This is a genomic window from Lysinibacillus boronitolerans JCM 21713 = 10a = NBRC 103108, from assembly GCF_000772935.1.
Taxonomy (GTDB): Bacteria; Bacillota; Bacilli; order Bacillales_A; family Planococcaceae; genus Lysinibacillus; species Lysinibacillus boronitolerans.
In genome coordinates this window covers 1-17,937 of record NZ_JPVR01000073.1, presented here as the reverse complement: position 1 = coordinate 17,937, position 17,937 = coordinate 1, and the positions used below count along the sequence as shown (strand labels likewise).

15 protein-coding genes are annotated in these 17,937 nt (G+C 37.8%); 13 read left to right on the top strand and 2 right to left on the bottom strand.

Going from position 1 to position 17,937, the window contains the following annotated elements; genetic code table 11:
* Window positions 1–321: 321 nt before the first annotated feature.
* The 11 genes from CD31_RS10580 (at window position 322) to CD31_RS10530 (ending at window position 12,324) form a co-directional block, all read left to right on the top strand.
* On the top strand, window positions 322–1,335 hold the full coding sequence (locus CD31_RS10580) for an ABC transporter ATP-binding protein (RefSeq protein ID WP_026023343.1): 1,014 nt from the start codon (window positions 322–324) through the stop codon (window positions 1,333–1,335).
* On the top strand, window positions 1,310–2,287 hold the full coding sequence (locus tag CD31_RS10575; protein WP_036077504.1) for an ABC transporter ATP-binding protein: 978 nt from the start codon (window positions 1,310–1,312) through the stop codon (window positions 2,285–2,287). The genes CD31_RS10580 and CD31_RS10575 overlap by 26 nt, the downstream gene beginning before the upstream one ends.
* The gene (locus tag CD31_RS10570) at window positions 2,284–3,075 is read left to right on the top strand and encodes an IclR family transcriptional regulator (protein WP_016991920.1); all 792 of its coding nucleotides are present in this window, start codon (window positions 2,284–2,286) and stop codon (window positions 3,073–3,075) included. The genes CD31_RS10575 and CD31_RS10570 overlap by 4 nt, the downstream gene beginning before the upstream one ends.
* Before the next feature lie 32 nt (window positions 3,076–3,107).
* On the top strand, window positions 3,108–4,688 hold the full coding sequence (locus CD31_RS10565; protein ID WP_036077502.1) for an ABC transporter substrate-binding protein: 1,581 nt from the start codon (window positions 3,108–3,110) through the stop codon (window positions 4,686–4,688).
* A 67-nt stretch (window positions 4,689–4,755) separates the two neighbouring features.
* A complete protein-coding gene (nikB, locus tag CD31_RS10560) occupies window positions 4,756–5,688 on the top strand; it encodes a nickel ABC transporter permease (RefSeq protein WP_036077499.1) in 933 nt (310 codons plus the stop codon).
* Window positions 5,688–6,590: an ABC transporter permease gene (locus CD31_RS10555; RefSeq protein WP_016991918.1), complete on the top strand. Its 903-nt coding sequence runs from the start codon at window positions 5,688–5,690 to the stop codon at window positions 6,588–6,590. Before nikB ends, CD31_RS10555 begins: the two co-directional genes overlap by 1 nt.
* 191 nt (window positions 6,591–6,781) lie before the next feature.
* Window positions 6,782–9,424, top strand: coding sequence for a M14 family metallopeptidase (locus tag CD31_RS10550; RefSeq protein ID WP_244905048.1), 2,643 nt, complete (start codon window positions 6,782–6,784; stop codon window positions 9,422–9,424).
* Between the two features lie 5 nt (window positions 9,425–9,429).
* Complete coding sequence (gene pcp / locus CD31_RS10545; RefSeq protein ID WP_036077493.1) at window positions 9,430–10,044, top strand: pyroglutamyl-peptidase I; 615 nt, start codon at window positions 9,430–9,432, stop codon at window positions 10,042–10,044.
* Window positions 10,028–10,723, top strand: coding sequence for a 5-oxoprolinase subunit PxpB (gene pxpB / locus CD31_RS10540; protein WP_036077491.1), 696 nt, complete (start codon window positions 10,028–10,030; stop codon window positions 10,721–10,723). The genes pcp and pxpB overlap by 17 nt, the downstream gene beginning before the upstream one ends.
* A 3-nt stretch (window positions 10,724–10,726) precedes the next feature.
* Window positions 10,727–11,590, top strand: a complete 864-nt coding sequence (locus CD31_RS10535) for a 5-oxoprolinase subunit C family protein (RefSeq protein WP_016991914.1) — start codon at window positions 10,727–10,729, stop codon at window positions 11,588–11,590.
* Window positions 11,590–12,324 carry a 5-oxoprolinase subunit PxpA gene (locus CD31_RS10530; RefSeq protein WP_081977493.1) on the top strand — a complete coding sequence of 245 codons (735 nt, stop codon included), beginning with the start codon at window positions 11,590–11,592 and terminating at the stop codon, window positions 12,322–12,324. The genes CD31_RS10535 and CD31_RS10530 overlap by 1 nt, the downstream gene beginning before the upstream one ends.
* Window positions 12,325–12,364: 40 nt before the next feature.
* Here CD31_RS10530 and CD31_RS10525 read toward each other — a convergent pair whose 3' ends face one another.
* Both CD31_RS10525 and CD31_RS10520 read right to left on the bottom strand, forming a co-directional pair.
* On the bottom strand, window positions 12,365–12,685 hold the full coding sequence (locus tag CD31_RS10525) for a DUF4183 domain-containing protein (RefSeq protein ID WP_016991913.1): 321 nt from the start codon (window positions 12,683–12,685) through the stop codon (window positions 12,365–12,367).
* 24 nt (window positions 12,686–12,709) lie between these two features.
* Window positions 12,710–13,135, bottom strand: a complete 426-nt coding sequence (locus tag CD31_RS10520) for a DUF4183 domain-containing protein (protein ID WP_036077487.1) — start codon at window positions 13,133–13,135, stop codon at window positions 12,710–12,712.
* Window positions 13,136–13,379: 244 nt separating this feature from the next.
* On the opposite strand from CD31_RS10520, the gene CD31_RS10515 reads away from it, so the two are divergent.
* Together CD31_RS10515 and CD31_RS10510 are read left to right on the top strand one after the other, a co-directional pair.
* Window positions 13,380–16,991, top strand: coding sequence for a dynamin family protein (locus CD31_RS10515; protein WP_036077485.1), 3,612 nt, complete (start codon window positions 13,380–13,382; stop codon window positions 16,989–16,991).
* A gap of 10 nt (window positions 16,992–17,001) precedes the next feature.
* Window positions 17,002–17,811: a sulfurtransferase gene (locus tag CD31_RS10510; protein WP_036077483.1), complete on the top strand. Its 810-nt coding sequence runs from the start codon at window positions 17,002–17,004 to the stop codon at window positions 17,809–17,811.
* The last annotated feature ends 126 nt before the right edge of the window (window positions 17,812–17,937 follow it).

The window sequence follows — 17,937 nt, the reverse complement described above, 5'->3', positions numbered from 1 at the left end:
AGGAGCGGTTCGCAATGACTTTCGTATTGATTGGAGCAGCTGTAGTGATCTATATTGGAGTTGGAAAATACGTCATGAACCAGGCAACTGCACATTTGAAATAAGAGCTAATACTTGTTAAACATCTATAGGCATGGTCCGAATATTCGGACCATGTTTTTTTGTATTTCTAGGAATGATAAAAAAATTAAATGTTTTTTCGGAATAATTTAATTAAGATGAATTTTTATTTTTTTCTGAAAACTATTGAAATAACCAAGTTTTTTCTGTTAAGATTTTAAAAAATGGAATCGCGTTTCATATTTTGGAACGGAGGGGGAAATGAGTTTGAATATTTTAGAAGTAAGCGATTTGAAAATAGGTATTCAACAAAATAAAAAAGATATTGCCATTGTGAATGGAGTATCATTTCAACTTGAAAAAGGAAAAACTTTGGGGATTGTAGGGGAATCAGGTTGTGGAAAAAGCATGACATCACTTTCACTTATGGGATTGTTACCTGCTGGGGTTAACTGGCAAGGTGGAGAAGTTTACATAGATCAAAAACAAATTAATAAAAAGTCGAATAAGGAATGGCGAAAGATTCGTGGGAAAAAAATTTCTATGATATTTCAAGAACCAATGAGTTCGCTCAATCCAGTATATAAGGTTGGTTCTCAAATTATGGAAATGATTCATAGCCATGAAAAAATTTCAAGGAAAGAAGCTCATGAACGTGCCGTTGATATGCTTCGTCTCGTAGGTATTCCTCGTCCAGATAAAGTAGTGAATGAATATCCTCATCAATTATCAGGAGGAATGCGACAAAGGGTTATGATCGCCATGGCATTGGCTTGTGGACCAGAAATATTAATTGCAGATGAACCTACTACAGCATTAGATGTGACAATCCAGGCTCAGATTTTAGATTTAATGAGAGACATACAAGAAAAACTAGATATGTCCATCATTTTAATTACCCATGATCTTGGTGTAGTAGCAGAAATATGTGAGAAAGTAATTGTGATGTATGCTGGTGAAATTGTTGAAGAGGCAACAGTGCTAGATTTGTTTAATTATCCGCTTCATCCATATACAAAAGGGTTATTAAATTCATTGCCTGACATTGAATCAGAACAAGAGTACCTTCCATCAATAGAAGGGGTGGTGCCATCACCATCCGATATGCCTTCAGGTTGTAGATTTTTCGATCGCTGCGAATTTGCAACAGATCAATGTAAAAAGAAGCCTGATCTATATACAACCTCTATTGGTACCAAAGTTAGATGTTGGCTGTACGAAGAGAACGAAGTAGGAGGGGGAATTGTCAATGGGCAGTCCATTGTTAGAAGTTAAACACTTAAAGAAATATTTTCCAGTTAAAGGATCACGTTCAGGTCATTTAAAAGCAGTAGATGATGTTTCATTTTTTGTAAATGAGGGTGAGGTTTTAGGAATTGTCGGAGAGTCTGGGTGCGGAAAGTCCACTATGGGTAAAACATTAATTCAGCTTCTAACACCTACTGAGGGTGAAATTTTACTGAATGGAGAAAATATTGCCACTCTTAGCCCAAAAGAGGTACGTCAAAAGCGCCGTGATATGCAAATCATCTTTCAAGACCCTTTTTCTTCCCTTAATCCTCGTATGAAGGTGTTTAAAATAATCGAAGAACCTTTGGTGAATTTTGGAATAGGTACAAAGGAAGAGAGAAAACAACGCGTTTATGAAGTAGCTAAACAGGTTGGACTTACACAAAAGCAGTTAGAACGTTTTCCACATGAATTTTCAGGTGGTCAAAGACAACGGATTGGAATTGCTCGAGCATTAGTGTCCAATCCAAAATTGATTGTTGCAGATGAACCAGTATCTGCTCTGGATGTTTCCATTCAATCTCAAGTATTAAATATTATGAAAGATTTAAAAAAGGAAATGAACCTTACCTACATTTTCATATCACATGATTTAAGTGTAGTGCATCATTTTTGTGACCGCATAGGGGTAATGTATTTAGGAAAGTTAGTGGAAATGGCAGATAAACACGAATTATTTAATAATCCTAAACATCCATACACAAAAGCTTTACTATCGGCATTACCAAAATCTCATCCTTCAAAAGTAAAGGAGCGAATTGTGCTAAGTGGAGATGTTCCCAATCCTGCTAATCCACCATCGGGTTGTACATTCCATACACGATGCCCAAACTGCATGGAAATATGTAAAGTGACACCTCCGAAATTTAAAAAAATTGGCGATAAGCATGAAGTTTCCTGTTTACTTTATGAAGAGCAAATGGAGCGATTAACATGAGCAAAACATTGGAAAAAGGTATTAATATTTTAACGTTATTTACTGAAGAAAAACCTTCTTGGCGGTTAGACGAGCTAGCGATCGAAACGGATATTCCTAAACCGACTTTACATAGGTTTTTAAAAACATTTACAGATTTAGGCGTATTAAAACGTCCTTACGTTCAAAGCGGTGGACAGTTAGTATTGAGTGATCATTATCTACTTGGGAATAAACTCATTGAATTAGGTGCAATTGCTGCAAATTCAATTGAAATTCGTTCTTTGGCTATACCGTATATGAAGATGTTGCAACAGAAGTTTGACTTGGCTGTTCAACTAAGCATACTGGATGAAACAGATGGTCTTTATATCGAAAAAATCGAAAGTTTAAAACCAGTTTTATTATATACACGGGTGGGGAGAAGAGCACCTCTTTATGCAGGCGCTTGTTCAAGAATACTTTTATCCTTTCAATCAGAGGAAAAAATTAGTGAGGTACTTCAAAAAACTCGTAAAAAATATGCTAGTGGAACACCTGTTACTGATGAAGAGATATTTGAACTAATTGAATTTGGGAAAAAAAATGGCTATGCCTACAGCGTGTCAGAATTGGAAGAAGGCACTGTATCAATAGCAGTACCGATTTTCAATAGTGAACGCAAGGTAGAATACTCGATTAGTATAGCGGGCATAGAGACACTCATACCAAAAGAAAAAATAAATGAATTTTTAGAAGGTCTGTGGGAAACGGCAGCTTCAATATCTGCTGAACTAGGTTATTCGATGCCATATCCTTATGGCGTATAGATAGCACAAATACAAAAGGGGATGAACAATGTATGAAGAAACAAAAATGGATTGCGCTATTACTTGTTTGTATAATGATTGTTTTAACAGCATGTAGTGGCGGTACATCATCAAAAGACGAAAGTAAAAATAGTAGTAAATCATCTGGTGAAAATCCAGCAGCAACACGTGGAAATGAATTAGTTATTCGTGTGGCAGGAGACCCACAAAACTGGGACCCAATTGATACATTTTTACTTGCTTGGAGTACAGTAGCAACATCGGTATTTGAAGGATTAGTAAGTCGTTCTTTAGATTTAGAAATTCAACCAGGGTTAGCGGAATCTTGGGAATATATAGATGATAAAACGATTGTTTTTAAACTACGACAAGGTGTTACCTTCCATAATGGCGAACCGTTTAATGCGGAAGCAGTTAAATTTACATTTGATCGTCTACTAGGAGAAGAAGGTCAACAAGGTCCGCAATATTCAAACTATACGTCGATTGACAATGTTGAAGTGACAGGTGACTATGAAGTCACTATGCACCTAAATGCCATTGACCCAGTATTATTGACTAAACTTTCAGGATATGGTGCTGTCATCGTACCACCTAAATATATCCAAGAACAGGGTGCAGAGAATTTTGACATGAAGCCTGTTGGTACTGGTCCATTTAAAATGACTGATTATCAACGTGATAAACAAGTAGTTATTGAGCGATATGAAGATTATTGGAATAAAGATGCTATTAAACTAGATAAAGTAACATTTAAAGTGATTCCAGAAACAGCGACGGCACTGGCAGAATTACAAACAGGAAATATTGATATTATGACACGTTTAGAGGTTTCGCAAGCGGCAACAGCAGAAGGAACTGATTTCATTGAATTAAAGGATGTGTCCACTCCTACAGCGTATTCAATTCGTTTTGATCCAGCACAAAAGCCTGTTGATGATGTACGTGTTCGTCAAGCGATTAACTATGCCATTGATAAGGAAACAATAGTGAAAGAAATTTTAGGTGGCTATGGCAACCTCATTAGTTCGTTCCAAAGTAATCTATCTTTTGGCTATAACAAAGATTTAGAGCCATATCCATATGATCCAGAAAAAGCAAAAAAATTACTTGCAGAAGCTAAGGTTCCTGAAGGTACTACACTTGAATTCTTTATTCCAGGTACGGATGGAACATTTAAAGAAATAGCCCAAGCAGTAGCATTTTATTTACAAGAAGTGGGATTGAAAGTTTCTATTAATAGTGTGGAAAATACTACATTCCAATCAGAGTTAATACCACAAGGGAAAGCTGGTCAAATGTATAAAAATGGCTGGGGTGGTTGGACTTTAGATTTTGATAATACAGCTTATTTAATGTATCACGAAGGGGAATTCTGGAATCCATCCTATAAAAATGAAAAAGTTGAACAATTATTAGCGGCAGAGCGAGCAACGATTAATAATGAGGAGCGTCAAAAAATCTTTAAAGAGCTGACAGAAGTGTTATATGAAGATGCTGCAGAAGTTAATTTATATTCTGAGGTTGAAATATACGCAGTGAATAAACGAATAAAAGATTTCCAACCACCTCATGATGGCCGCTTTAGATTTGAAGGTGTCACTGTCGAGTAAGTAAAAAATTATGAGATAGTATGCTTGTCATACTATCTCTTTCATTTCAAATTAGGAGGATGGAATTATGCTTTCCTATATACTACGACGTTTATCGCATACAGTGTTGGTGATAATTGCTGTCTCATTAATTATATTTTTCGCCATTCGTTTAACGGGGGATCCGGTAAGCATCATGTTCGGTGCTGGGGAACCTTCACAACAAGCAGTAGAGGAACTGACAGCAAAGTTGGGTTTAGATAAGCCTATTTGGGAGCAATATATCATATTCATGAAAGATTTAGTAACGCTTGATTTTGGTACATCGTATCGTTCGAATAGTCCAGTTTTGGAAATGTTGTTAGAACGAGCATGGCCAACACTAGCACTTGCTTTAGGGGGGATGACTGTAGCATTGTTAATCGCTATTCCTATCGGTATCCTATCTGCAGTTTATAAAGGCAAGTCCATTGATATTTTTGGTCGTATTTTTTCTTTATTAGGTATCTCTTTCCCTAATTTTTGGTTAGCGTTTATGCTAATCTTGATCTTTGCTGTTCAGTTAAAATGGTTACCTGTATCGGGCTTTGATGGGTTTAGCTCATTGATCCTTCCATCCATTGCATTGGGTCTGATTTTATCTGGTATTTTAGTTCGATTAATTCGTACCTCTATGCTTGAGGTGCTTAAAATGCAATATGTGACAACTGCTCGAGCAAAAGGAATTAGAGAATGGCTTGTCATTATTCGACATGCCTTTCGAAATGCCTTATTGCCAACTGTGACGTTTGTTGGGTTACAGTTCGGTGGACTTTTAGGGGGGGCTGTTATTGTAGAGCAAGTATTTTCTTGGCCAGGAATCGGAAGATTAATTGTTGATTCTATTAATCAACGAGATTATCCAGTCGTACAGGGTGGAGTAATTCTCCTAGCTCTTATCATGATTGTCGTTAATCTAATTGTGGATTTATGTTATTCATTAATTAACCCAAAAATACGCACTGGAAGAGGTGACAATTAATGACACAGATAATGGAAGCAGAAACAGTCGAAATAAAAAAGGTTAGTAGAATAATAAGTATTTTAAAGTTTATTAAAAATAATCCAACTGGGATAATCGGTCTATTATTAGTTGTCACGACTATTCTATGTGCGATATTTGCCCCTTATATTGCTCCACATGATCCAGGAGCAGCTAGTTTAGGACATCGTCTAGATTTGCCTAAATGGTTAGACGATACTGGTAAATCTCAATATTTACTTGGGGGAGACCAAGTTGGACGGGATTTGCTAAGTAGGATTATATATGGTGCTCGTATTTCCCTTTTGGTAGGGATTTGTGGTGTGCTCATTTCGTTAGTCCTTGGAACATTTCTTGGAATTGTGTCAGGGTATTTTGGGAAATGGATGGACGATTTAATCATGAGGTTAGCTGAAGTTCAATTAGGTCTGCCATTTATTTTACTAGCAATTGTAATTATGAGTGTATTTGGAACAGGGATTGAAAAAATCATTATTATTCTTGGACTTACATATTGGGTTAGTTTTGCTAGGCTAATTCGAGGGGAGATTTTAGCTCTAAAGGAACAAGAATATATACAGGCTGCAAAGGCAATCGGAGGCACACATTTTAAAATTATCCTTAAGCACATCTTACCAAATGTTGCTTCTTCGATTTTAGTGTTAGCAACGATGTGTATCGCAGAGTTTATCTTATTAGAGGCTTCACTAACATTTTTAGGGTTAGGTGTTGAACCGACAGTACCTTCGTGGGGCGGAATGTTAGCAGACAGTCGGAATTATATGACGTCAGCTTGGTGGATTTCTGTATTTCCAGGTATTGCAATTATGTTAACTGTACTAGGCTTTAATTTACTAGGAGATTGGCTACGAGATCGCTTAGATCCAAATATGAAAGTTTAGGTGATAGTGTGAACTCAAAAATATTTTCAATTTTATTTAATAAGAATGAAACCCTAAAAAAGCCTTCTTTATTTATAAACTTACCTACAAATCTTGTTCCAATCGGATTGATTGATTTTTGTGCGAGGTTAGGCTTAGAGTCAAATGAAATAGATTTTGATTTATTTCAAGCGTCTAATCAGCAGTACTCAATGGAATTTTTACAACATAGTAGTACATTTATTTCACAGAATGGATCTATCTTTACACTCTATTATGAAACTGAGTCTTCGCTGTCAACGTTGTTAAGTACGATAGCAAGTGAAGGAATGGCCGAAACGCATACAGATATTCCATCCTCTTATTATGAAAGTTTAAGTCATCTGTGGTCAGCCTATGGAACTGGTGAGAAGGACGAGGCACATCCACATCAGCATTTAAGTGTGAAAATTAATTTACAACAAGAAATCATGTCAAACGCCATTATAAAAGAAGTTTGCTATCTTGCATTACGTTTAGGACTGTATGCTACCTCTGTTTCTTTACCAGTTGTCACAGAAGATCATCGACAGTTCTCGATTGATATCAAGCAAGGAACTGAAAATTTCATGGAGTTAAGTTCTAGAAACGTTATTCAAATTTGTGGTACTAAAGATTGCTTACCGACTGTCCTACATTCAATAGCAAAAGAAAAGCATGTGTCTGAAGGTGGCTTATTTGGTGTTTGGGAGCTAAACGAAAAACAAGTAAATGTAGCAGATTTGTTGTATGAAACAACATGGGAAGATGAATCGGAAGCATCGTATATTTTAAATGCTTTGCAAGATGAACCAAATAAAATGCTTGATGCTGAAATCTATCTTACAGCTTCTAAAAAAAATCGAGATGAATATTGTTTAGATTTGTATAAGAAATTTTCAAATTTAAAGACAATTACAGTTCGCTCTGCGTTTAAAACAGGGTTATACTGGATATTAGAGGAAGTACTTCCATCTGTTTCGGGTCATTTTGAACAAGTAAAAATAATATGTAAAGATGGGGTTAATCAAAATGGTTTAGAACAACATAATCGCTGGATTATGGAACTTTACCCAGTGGACGAATTGATTGAAATGCAATATGGCATACCGAAAGAAAATGTACAATTTGAGCTTTCAAGCACACAGCAGCACATCTATAGTGTCTATGTTGATGATCTATTAATTGCTGAATTAAATCCGCTGATTAGTGAATTGGATTATGTTGATGGTCAGAGAAAAGTCTATCCAACTACAGCGGGGTATAGGTTATTTGAAGATGGGAAACTGGTTCAAGAAAATGCAATATTGTCAGATCGTGAGCGTTTCTATAAAACGTATATCAATGGGTTTCTTCCTCAGATAGTGGGAAAATTAAATATTGATGTAACAAATCGTGATCAAGGACAATTGTTCCCTTTATTTGATCGCATCGAAATTGACTTTACTTCATCTGGAATTGAAGAAGAATTAAACGTGAAGCAAGAAGCAAACTCGTCCTTTGAAGCGTTATACGAAGACCTTTATTTTAACACGCTTGATTATTTTAATGAACTCGGTCGCCGATTAGTTAATCAACCTTATCAAGCTCCTGGTGGTATTATTCCCTTTATTCATATAGAGGAAAATATTTATAAGCCTATTAAAAGTGTAATACGGGCATACAAATGGCATGAAAAAACCAATTTAGTTCCAGTTACAAAAAGAATTTTATTTAACCAAGAGGGGCAATTTGAAACAGTAGAAATGTATTTAGGTAATTATCTGAAAGTAATGAAAATGAATGATAATTTAAAATACAAAATTAAAAATGTTTATCAACTATCAACGCGGTATCAAAATTATTCTGAGGTCAAACTAAATTATGGGGATATATCTTACAAAGGGAATGTCATTCCATTTTTTGAAGTGACTGAGCCTATTACTAGTGACTTTTATTCAGGACTTAAAAAATCGGATGAAAAGCATACGATTGTCTTTGAAGCGGGCCATCATCCAAACGAAGTATCTAGTACACCTGCTATATTAGAGCTCATGGAAGATATTATTTGTCACCATCCTGAAATCTTAAAAAAGATTAATATAATCATTATTCCGCTATCAAATCCAGATGGTTATGAAATAATGGAGAGCTTGACAAAAGAACATCCAAAATGGAAACATCATGCTGCAAGATTTAATGCGGTAGGTTTAGAGTTTGCCTATGTCAAATTCCAAGAAAGTGTATTTGGTGAGGCAAATGTTTTACCACTTATCTTAAAAAAATGGGCACCTGATATAGTGATTGATGATCATGGAATCCCTGCTCGTGAATGGGTTCAACCATTCGCAGGATATGCGTGTCCACCTATTTTCCCTGTTTCTTACACGCTTCCAAGTGCTAAGATCTACGGAATTGGTCGATATGCGGATTATGATACGAGGGAAGTCCAGGCTACGAATCTAGAACGAGTAGCTGAAAAAGTGAATATGATTTTTGAGGGTACAATATTTGCCCAAGAAAATGCTTATTGGCGTGAACGCTACTATAAATATGGCACAAAGTGGGATCCACAAAAGTACCCAATTGAAGAAATGGGAAATATAAATTTTTATCGAAGTATGGAAGTTACGCCAACATACTCATCTGTAAGTATATTACGCTACCCGCAGTGGGTGGCTCTAGATATCATTTCTGAAGTGTCTGATGAAATTGTTTATGATGAAGAATTAACTTCTTGTATTGAAGCACATAAATTATTTAATCAAGCTATTATTGAAGCAGCACTTTCTACTAAAGTAAATAAAATTAAACAATTTGGACGCTACTTTAAAAAACGTCCGATAGAAATCAGGTGACAAATATGACAAAAATATTAGTAACAGGGTTTGAACCATTTCTTGATTTTAAAATAAATCCAACAATGCAAATTGTGGAAGCATTAAATGGAAAGAAGATAGATAGCTATGATATCGTCGGACGAATTTTATCTGTTGATTTTCAGCAATCAGCGGAGCAATTAAAACAACATATAGAAGAAGTGAAACCACAAATCATCATTTCATTAGGGTTAGCAGGAGGACGTTTTAAAGTAACACCAGAGCGCATTGCCATTAATGTGAAAGACGGAGAGCCTGATAATAATGGCTATACACCCGTTGATGAGAGTATCTATGAGGAGGGGGAGGATGCTTATCTAACAAACTTACCGATTCGCAGTATGGTAAATCGTTTGCAGGGAGAAGGATATCCAGCGGAAATCTCCAATACAGCAGGTACATACTTGTGTAATAACATTATGTATGAGGGGCTTGCTTATGCCCAGCAACATAAAGGGGTTCGTGCTGGCTTTATTCATATTCCAGCATCATTTGAGCTGGCAATCCAACATGGCAAAATTCCCGGCTGGAATATCGGAGATTTGATAGCTGCAGTACAGCTTTGTATTGAGGAGACGGCACGTGCAACCAATCATTGATTTTCCTCATTCGATGTGGATTAGTCAACATACTATTCGTTTTGCATTCAAGGAGGAAATCTCCCACTCAAACTTTCACGCGGTCCAAACGTTTAATCGTTTTCTGAAACAGCAGCTACGACATAACCTAGTTGAAAGTGTTGCAAGCTACCATACAGTAACAGCTTATATTAAACAAAATATAGATGTTGAACGTTTAGAAATGCAGTGGCTTGAGATGCAAGCCTCCACAACAATTGATAAAGGAACGAATCGATTTTTAAAAATCCCCGTCTGCTATGATGAGGAATTTGCCTTAGATTCAAAGCGCGTCATGAATTTTACAGGTTTACCTTTTGAGGACATTAAAACATTGCATATGTCCAAAAGCTATTATGTGTATTTAATCGGCTTTTTACCAGGCTTTCCTTACTTAGGCGAGCTTGATTCTAAATTATTTGTGCCACGCTTACAGAAACCAAGGGCATCTGTATCAGCAAGCTCTGTTGGAGTTGGGGGTGGACAAACAGGAATCTATCCTGTCGATTCACCCGGTGGCTGGAATATTATAGGAAAAACACCGTTGGATTTATTTGATGTTCATGGCAAAGAGCCATTTTTATTTGAACTTGGTGATGAAGTTCAGTTTTATGAAATAACCAAACAGCAATTTTGGGAAATGAAAAGCAAAGGAGTGTAGCGTTTGAAGCCACTTCTGCTCGTAACAAAACAAGGGGTTTATGGTAGCTTACAAGACAAAGGAAGGTACGGCTATCGGGCATTTGGTATTCCGTTATCTGGACCAATGGATAACCGATCGTTTCAAGCAGCTCAGAGAATCTTACATCACCACCATGATCAAACGTCTTTTGAAATGTTTGTTGGTGGTTTTGAATTTGAGGCGCTTGCTGATTGTGTTTATGTATTAACAGGGGGGCATAGTACATGCTTGGTTAATCATGTACCAATCGAAATGTGGAAAACATTCCATTTAACGAGGGGAGATAGATTAGCTATCAAGGGTGTCCATCAAGGCTCTATTGTTTACTTAACTCCATTAGGAGGTTTTCGTACAAACGATGAGCTTGGTAGCCAATCCTGCCTTCCGCTTGGCAATTTGGGAACACGGATTACAAAAGGAAGTATTTTGTATGGGCAGGTATCATCGTCTTTAAAATATAATAGAGGGCTATATGCACCCTATCGTCCGAATTTTGACAGTTCCATTACGGTTCGATTGTTTAAAGGACCGCACTTTCATTTATTTACAGAAAAGAGTCAGCAACAATTTTTACAAAATCCTTTTCAATTTATCGGCGGCAATCGTATGGGCTACTACATAAAAGGACCTGCCTTACAACTTCAGGAAATGAAAGATATACTGTCAGAAGCTACACAGTTCGGTACGATCCAAGTGCCGCAAAGTGGTGATCCCATTATCCTAATGGCTGATGCTCAAACAGTAGGAGGCTATCCTATTATTGCGACAGTTCATGAAGAGGATTTACATAAAGTAGCACAAATGCGTATGTTTAACACTATTCACTTTGTACTGGAGGAAGCATGATGCCAATTGATATTAATTGTGATTTAGGTGAAAGCTATAATGCATTTATCACAGGTAAAGACGAAGCACTATTAGACTATGTAACTTCCATCAATATTGCATGCGGCTACCATGCTGGACATCATTCGATTATGCATCAAATTGTCCGCAGTGCCATTAATAAAAATGTTCATATTGGTGCACATCCAGGCTATCCTGATCGAGAGGGATTTGGTCGCCGCAATATGGAATGTAGCCCAGCTGAAATTTATGATATGTTAGTTTATCAGATTGGTGCCTTACAAGCATTTGTGCAGATTGAAAAAGGTACGCTTCATCATGTTAAACCACATGGCGCTCTCTATAATCAATGCGCGAATGACCGTGAAAAAGCGTTAGCTGTAGTCAATGCAGTGTATGATTTTAATCCGCAGCTTATTTTATATGCCTTATCTGGTAGCCTCATCGTAGAGATTGCTAGAGACATAGGGCTTCAAGTATATGAAGAGGTTTTTTCGGATCGACGCTATAACGATGACGGCACATTAGTGAACAGACAGGAACCAAATGCCTTAATACAATCGGAAGAAGAAATGCTAGTGCATGTAAAAGGTATTTTGACTGCTAATGAAGTGTTGTCAGTCCAGTCCCAAAAAATTAAAGTTGCGGTGCAAACCTTATGTATTCACGGAGATGGCCCACATGCGCTAGATTACGCAAAAAAAATTGCAGGTGTCAGACAGCAACTGCAATAAAATGTAAGAATGGATGCCCTAAACAAGGCATCCATTTTATTTAGATTGTTGTCACTAGCTCAACAGCTTCTAGCACAATGGGCGTACCAGCAGAAAGTGTACCTGTGACAGTATTGAACGTTATTTCAGTTGTAGAAACTGTATAGGCACCACCCTCCTGAAGAACACCATTGATATATAAGTTATAGTAACCATTTGCGACTTCTGGGAATGCTGTTGCGGCTGTACCGCTATCATTTAAAAACGTTGTTGCAGCGACTGTTGTGCCATCTGCAATGGCTAGTGGTGCAGCTAAGACGTTAAAAAATCTTGTAGAACTACCTGTTACATTGACGTGAATATTAATAATGGAAAGTGCCACCCATTTCACCTCCTTTCATTTCCTTTATTTTGTTGTAAAGCCTAGCGATTCGATAATAATGGGTGTTCCTCTATACAATGTCGCATTATAGGGTACGATTGTCAGGGAGGCTGGGGTTACCGTATAAATACCGCCTTCCTGCATTACTGCATTAATATAAAGGTTAACGTAACCATTGGGTGAAAAAACTGCAAACTCAGTAACGGAATTTGCTTCATCATTCCAAAAGAGATCGGCTGGAAGAGTTGCCCCATTAGATAGATCAAGATCAGCTGTAACGATATAAAAATATCGCTGGATCGTTGGTATAATCGTTCCTTCTGGGACTATTTCAGTAGGAGGATTAATGGGTATGCCGTTAGTTGCCTTTATACGGGGCCAGATAAATCGATCCTCACAGTTACATGAGCAATATTTTTCAATGATTTGATGAGGCTTAGGATTCATCATATGGCATCACACTCCCTTCATAAAAAATATAACTTTGCCCCGAATATGCTTACTATAAAATATGAAGTAAATACAAAAAGAACTAGTTGACCATCTATCATTTGGCATAGATTTTTTGTATAAACATGTTTTTGTAAGGATGGAAACGTTGGCATATATGCTTTAAATTAGTGTTATACTTTGCTAGTTGAATAAGGTAGAATACTAATTATGAATAATTAATGAAAAAGGGGTTACTGGTTTCATGAAAGATTTTGAACAACAATTGGAGGGGCTATTAAAGCAAGCCTCTTTGCAATACATAATTTATCAGCATAATGGTGATACAGAGCGTATGGATAAAACATCACTTTTTGCTCGAAAAATTCAGCAAAAAGAGTATGTGATTGGCTTTGCAGGCCATTTCTCTGCAGGGAAGTCAAGTATGATTAATGCGTTGTCTGGTGAAAATCTACTGGCATCTAGTCCAATTCCAACAAGTGCGAACATCGTAAAAGTCCATAAATCAGAGGAAGACTATGCGATTGTTTACATGCACAATGAAAAGCCTGTAAAATTTGAGGCTGGCTATGATTTTAAAACAGTAAAAGAGCTAAGTAAAAATGGGGATTTAGTGTCACAGATTGAGATTGGACACAGTGCCTCTACACTACCACTAGGTGTCACTGTAATGGATACGCCTGGGGTAGACTCCACAGATGATGCACACCGCATGTCAACGGAATCAGCATTACATATTGCCGATATCGTATTTTATACAATGGACTACAACCATGTGCAGTCAGAATTAAATTTCCAATTCACAAAGCAATTAATGAAATATAATCCAAATGTTTATTTAATTGTCAATATGATCGATAAGCATAAAGATAATGAATTGAGCTTCGAAGAATTTAAAGCAACTGTTCATCAATCCTTTGCAGCATGGGGTGTTGTACCGAAGGGTGTTTTCTTCACATCATTAAGAGAGCCTGAACATCCACATAATGATTTTGAGGCAGTAAAGAAAATCGTGATGGACAGTATGAATGATTGGCAGGAGCAGCTTGTACAAACAGCTACGAATACATTGCGTTTATTGCAAAGCGAGCATGACAATTATTTAATGGAAGAAAGACAGGATCGTTTAGCAATTGATGAAGAAATTTTAAGTGCGGATGACTGGGCACACCATCAAGATATTTTAGAGCAATACAATAAATTAAATCGTCAGGTTGAATTATTCTCAGTAGAAGCTTGGAACGAAACGTTTGAGGAGCAACGTAAGGAGTTGCTCGCGAATGCTGCAATTATGCCAGCTGATTTACGTGATCGCTTACGCCTTTATTTAGAAAGTATGCAGGAAGGCTTTAAAGTTGGTGGGCTCTTTACTGCAAAGAAAAAAACAGAGGAAGAGCGAAACCGACGTAAAGAGGATGCGTATAGTGCCTATCAAAATGTGGTCCATGCACAAATTACGGGGCATTTAAAAGGCCTTATGAAAAAGGCATTGAAGGACGTTAGTGCATTAAACGAGGAACGTGCCGCTGCCATTGATGCCTATGTATTTGACTTACCTTTTTCATTGATTGAGCAACAAGTTCAAACAGGCGCTATTTTAACAGGTGATGCTGTGCTAAACTTCGCTAACCGTGTCGCAGAAGCAACAAAGCGCTACTTCATTCAGGAGACAGATAGCTGGAAAAATGCGCAAGCGCCAACACTTGAAGCTGTAGCAACAGAAACTGCTGCACCGTCAAAATTAAAAATGGCGGGTATGCAGGACAAAGTAGATGCTATTAATGCGGTTCTTGAAATTGAAGGCTATCAGCAATATAGTGCAAGCACTATGCATCAAGCGAGCAATGAAATTCGTCAAGTTGCCAATCAACAGCTTACAAATTGGGAACAATCATTTAAGCAAGATTTAGCAGAAATTCGATTATTTGACGAGTCCATGTTGCAGCCAAAAGAGCAAATCATCCAACAAGAGGAAGCTCAGCAAGCTATTAGTGCAACGACTCTACCAATCGAAGGTGTGATTAACCGTGCACTCCATACTGCCAATGCAGTCAAAGAGGTGCAAGGCTTTGCCGAAGTTGCCCAATACCTTGAAAATAAAGTAGAACGTTTACAGAAAAAGGATTTTACGATTGCTTTGTTTGGCGCATTTAGTGCTGGGAAATCTTCCTTCTCGAATGCTTTAATGGGAGCCAAGGTGTTACCTGTATCCCCAAACCCAACAACTGCGGCCATCAATAAAATTCGTCCAGTTACACCTGAGCACCCACATGAAACAGCGGATGTACAGCTTAAAACTGCAGAACAAATGCTAGAGGATATTCAAGGCTCCTATGCGGCGATTGGTTTGTCTGTCTCGTCATTGGAGGAAGCCTATAATCGTGCTGATGAAGGGCTTGCCGTTCAGTTAACGGACGAACGTTTAAATGTTCATAAATCATTTATTCGTGCCTATAAAGAAGGCTATCCAACCTTTAAGTCTGAGTTTGGCTCTATTCTTCGTGTAGACCGTGAAGAGTTTGAAAAATTTGTAGCACAAGAGAATAAATCTTGCTTTGTTGACAATATCGACTTCTATTATGATAGTCCATTAACACGTATGGGCGTGACACTTGTTGACACGCCAGGAGCGGACTCTATTAATGCCCGCCATACAGGCGTAGCATTTGAATATATTCGTAATGCTGATGCCATCCTATTTATTACGTACTATAACCATGCCTTTGCCAAAGCTGACCGCGAGTTTTTAATCCAGCTTGGTCGTGTAAAGGATGCATTTGAGCTTGATAAAATGTTCTTTATTGTCAATGCGATTGATTTAGCAACAACGGATGAAGAACAGGAAGATGTAAAAGGGTATGTACGCTCAGAGTTACAACGCTTTGGCATTCGCTTCCCAAGACTATATGGAGTATCTAGTCTTTTAGCGTTGAAGGAAAAGGTAGAAGGTGCCGATTTAACATCAGGTATGCCACCATTTGAAAAAGACTTCCATACATTCTTAAATGATGAATTGAGTGCATTAGCCGTTCAAGCTCTTGCAGAGGAAGTTGATAAAACAGAGCAACGTTTGGCGGATTTAATTGCCCAAACAGAGGAAAACTTAAAACGTAAAGATGAGCGACTAGAGGAATTAGCAACACTTGAAAAGCATATTCAATCGAAGTTCAGTGTGCTGAATACGAGCATGTTAGAGAGTGAAACAAAACAGGAGCTTGATGAGCTACTCTATTATGTTCTTCAGCGTGTTTATTATCGTTATCCTGAGTTCTTTAAGGAAGGCTACAATCCTTCTACCTTTGCTGCAATGCCAGCACAGCAAGCATTGGAGCATGCATTAAAAGAAGTGATGCAAAGCTTGCGTTTTGATTTTACTCAAGAAATGCGTGTAACAAACTTCCGTTTATCGCAGTTCATTAGCAAAAAGATGCAACAACGTTTTAAAGATGAAGTACGCGAATTAAAAGAGTTAAATCGAAGCTTCTCATTCCTAGCCTTTGAATCTTCTGAGCCAAATTTATTGGATTTTGAAGGACCGTTTGCGGATATTTCCAAATATGCTAGCGTAAAATCTCATTTCCGCAATCAAAAAGCTTTCTTTGAAAAGAATGAAAAAGTGAAGCTGAGTGAGGCATTAGAAGCTGTAACAAAACCAGATGCACAAGATTATTTAGATGCACAGAAAGTTTCTCTCATGACATGGGCGATTACGTTTATTGCAGAGGAAGCCGAAAAATTACGTTACTATATCTATCATCAAGCGCTTGAACAAATTGACACAGAAAGATTAGCCTTACAAGAAGAGAGTCGTTTAGCTTCTTGGAAAGCGATTTACGCACAATTACAATACGCATGAGGTGATTCTAATGGGAAAAGTATTCAAATCAGTGGATGAAATTCAGTTTAATGGCGTCCGTTTTATCGATGCTCGTTTCGATCTTCAGGACAAAGAGGCTGGCAAAAAAGCATTCGAGGAAGGTCATGCTACTGGTGCTATCTATATTGATTTAGAACAGCAGTTATCGGATATGGACAGCAAAGAAGGTCGTCATCCAATGCCAAGCAAAGAAAAATTGGCATCCGTTTTTCAAGAACTAGGATTACGGTATGAAGATCAGATTGTAGTTTATGACCAAGGAGCAGCTCCATTTGCCCCACGCGCCTGGTGGATGCTAACCTACGCTGGTTTCCCAAATGTAGTGATTGTCAACGGAGGTGCCCCTGCGCTTGAGGCGAAAATTCCTTTTACCAAGGATATTATTAAATATCCCCCAACCATCATTGAGTTTGATTGGAAAGATGAGCTTTACGCACCACGCCAAGCCGTAAAAGCCATTGTGGATGGAGAGGTGAAAGCCACTTTACTTGATGCGCGCGCTGCTGAACGGTATAGAGGGGAAGTAGAGCCATTGGATAAAGTAGCTGGCCATATCCCAACTGCGAAAAACTTTGACTGGGAGCAATTGAAGTCAAATGGTCAACTAAAGGCAAACGATGCATTACGTCAAAAAGTTACACCTGATGAACAGGTTGTTGTTTACTGTGGAAGCGGCGTAACAGCCTCTCCGCTTTATGCTGTATTAGCAGATGAAGGCTATGAAAACATCCAATTATATGTAGGCAGCTTCAGTGATTGGATTACAGAATATGACGTGGAAAAAGGCACAAACGAATAACAAGAAACGCTCACTTCGGTGGGCGTTTTTTTATAGAGCGGTGGATAGAGCGTAAAGTAGAGGTTAGAATTTAATGTAGCGGATAACCTGCTCAAAGTGGCGGATAAGGAAGAAAAAGTGGAGGAT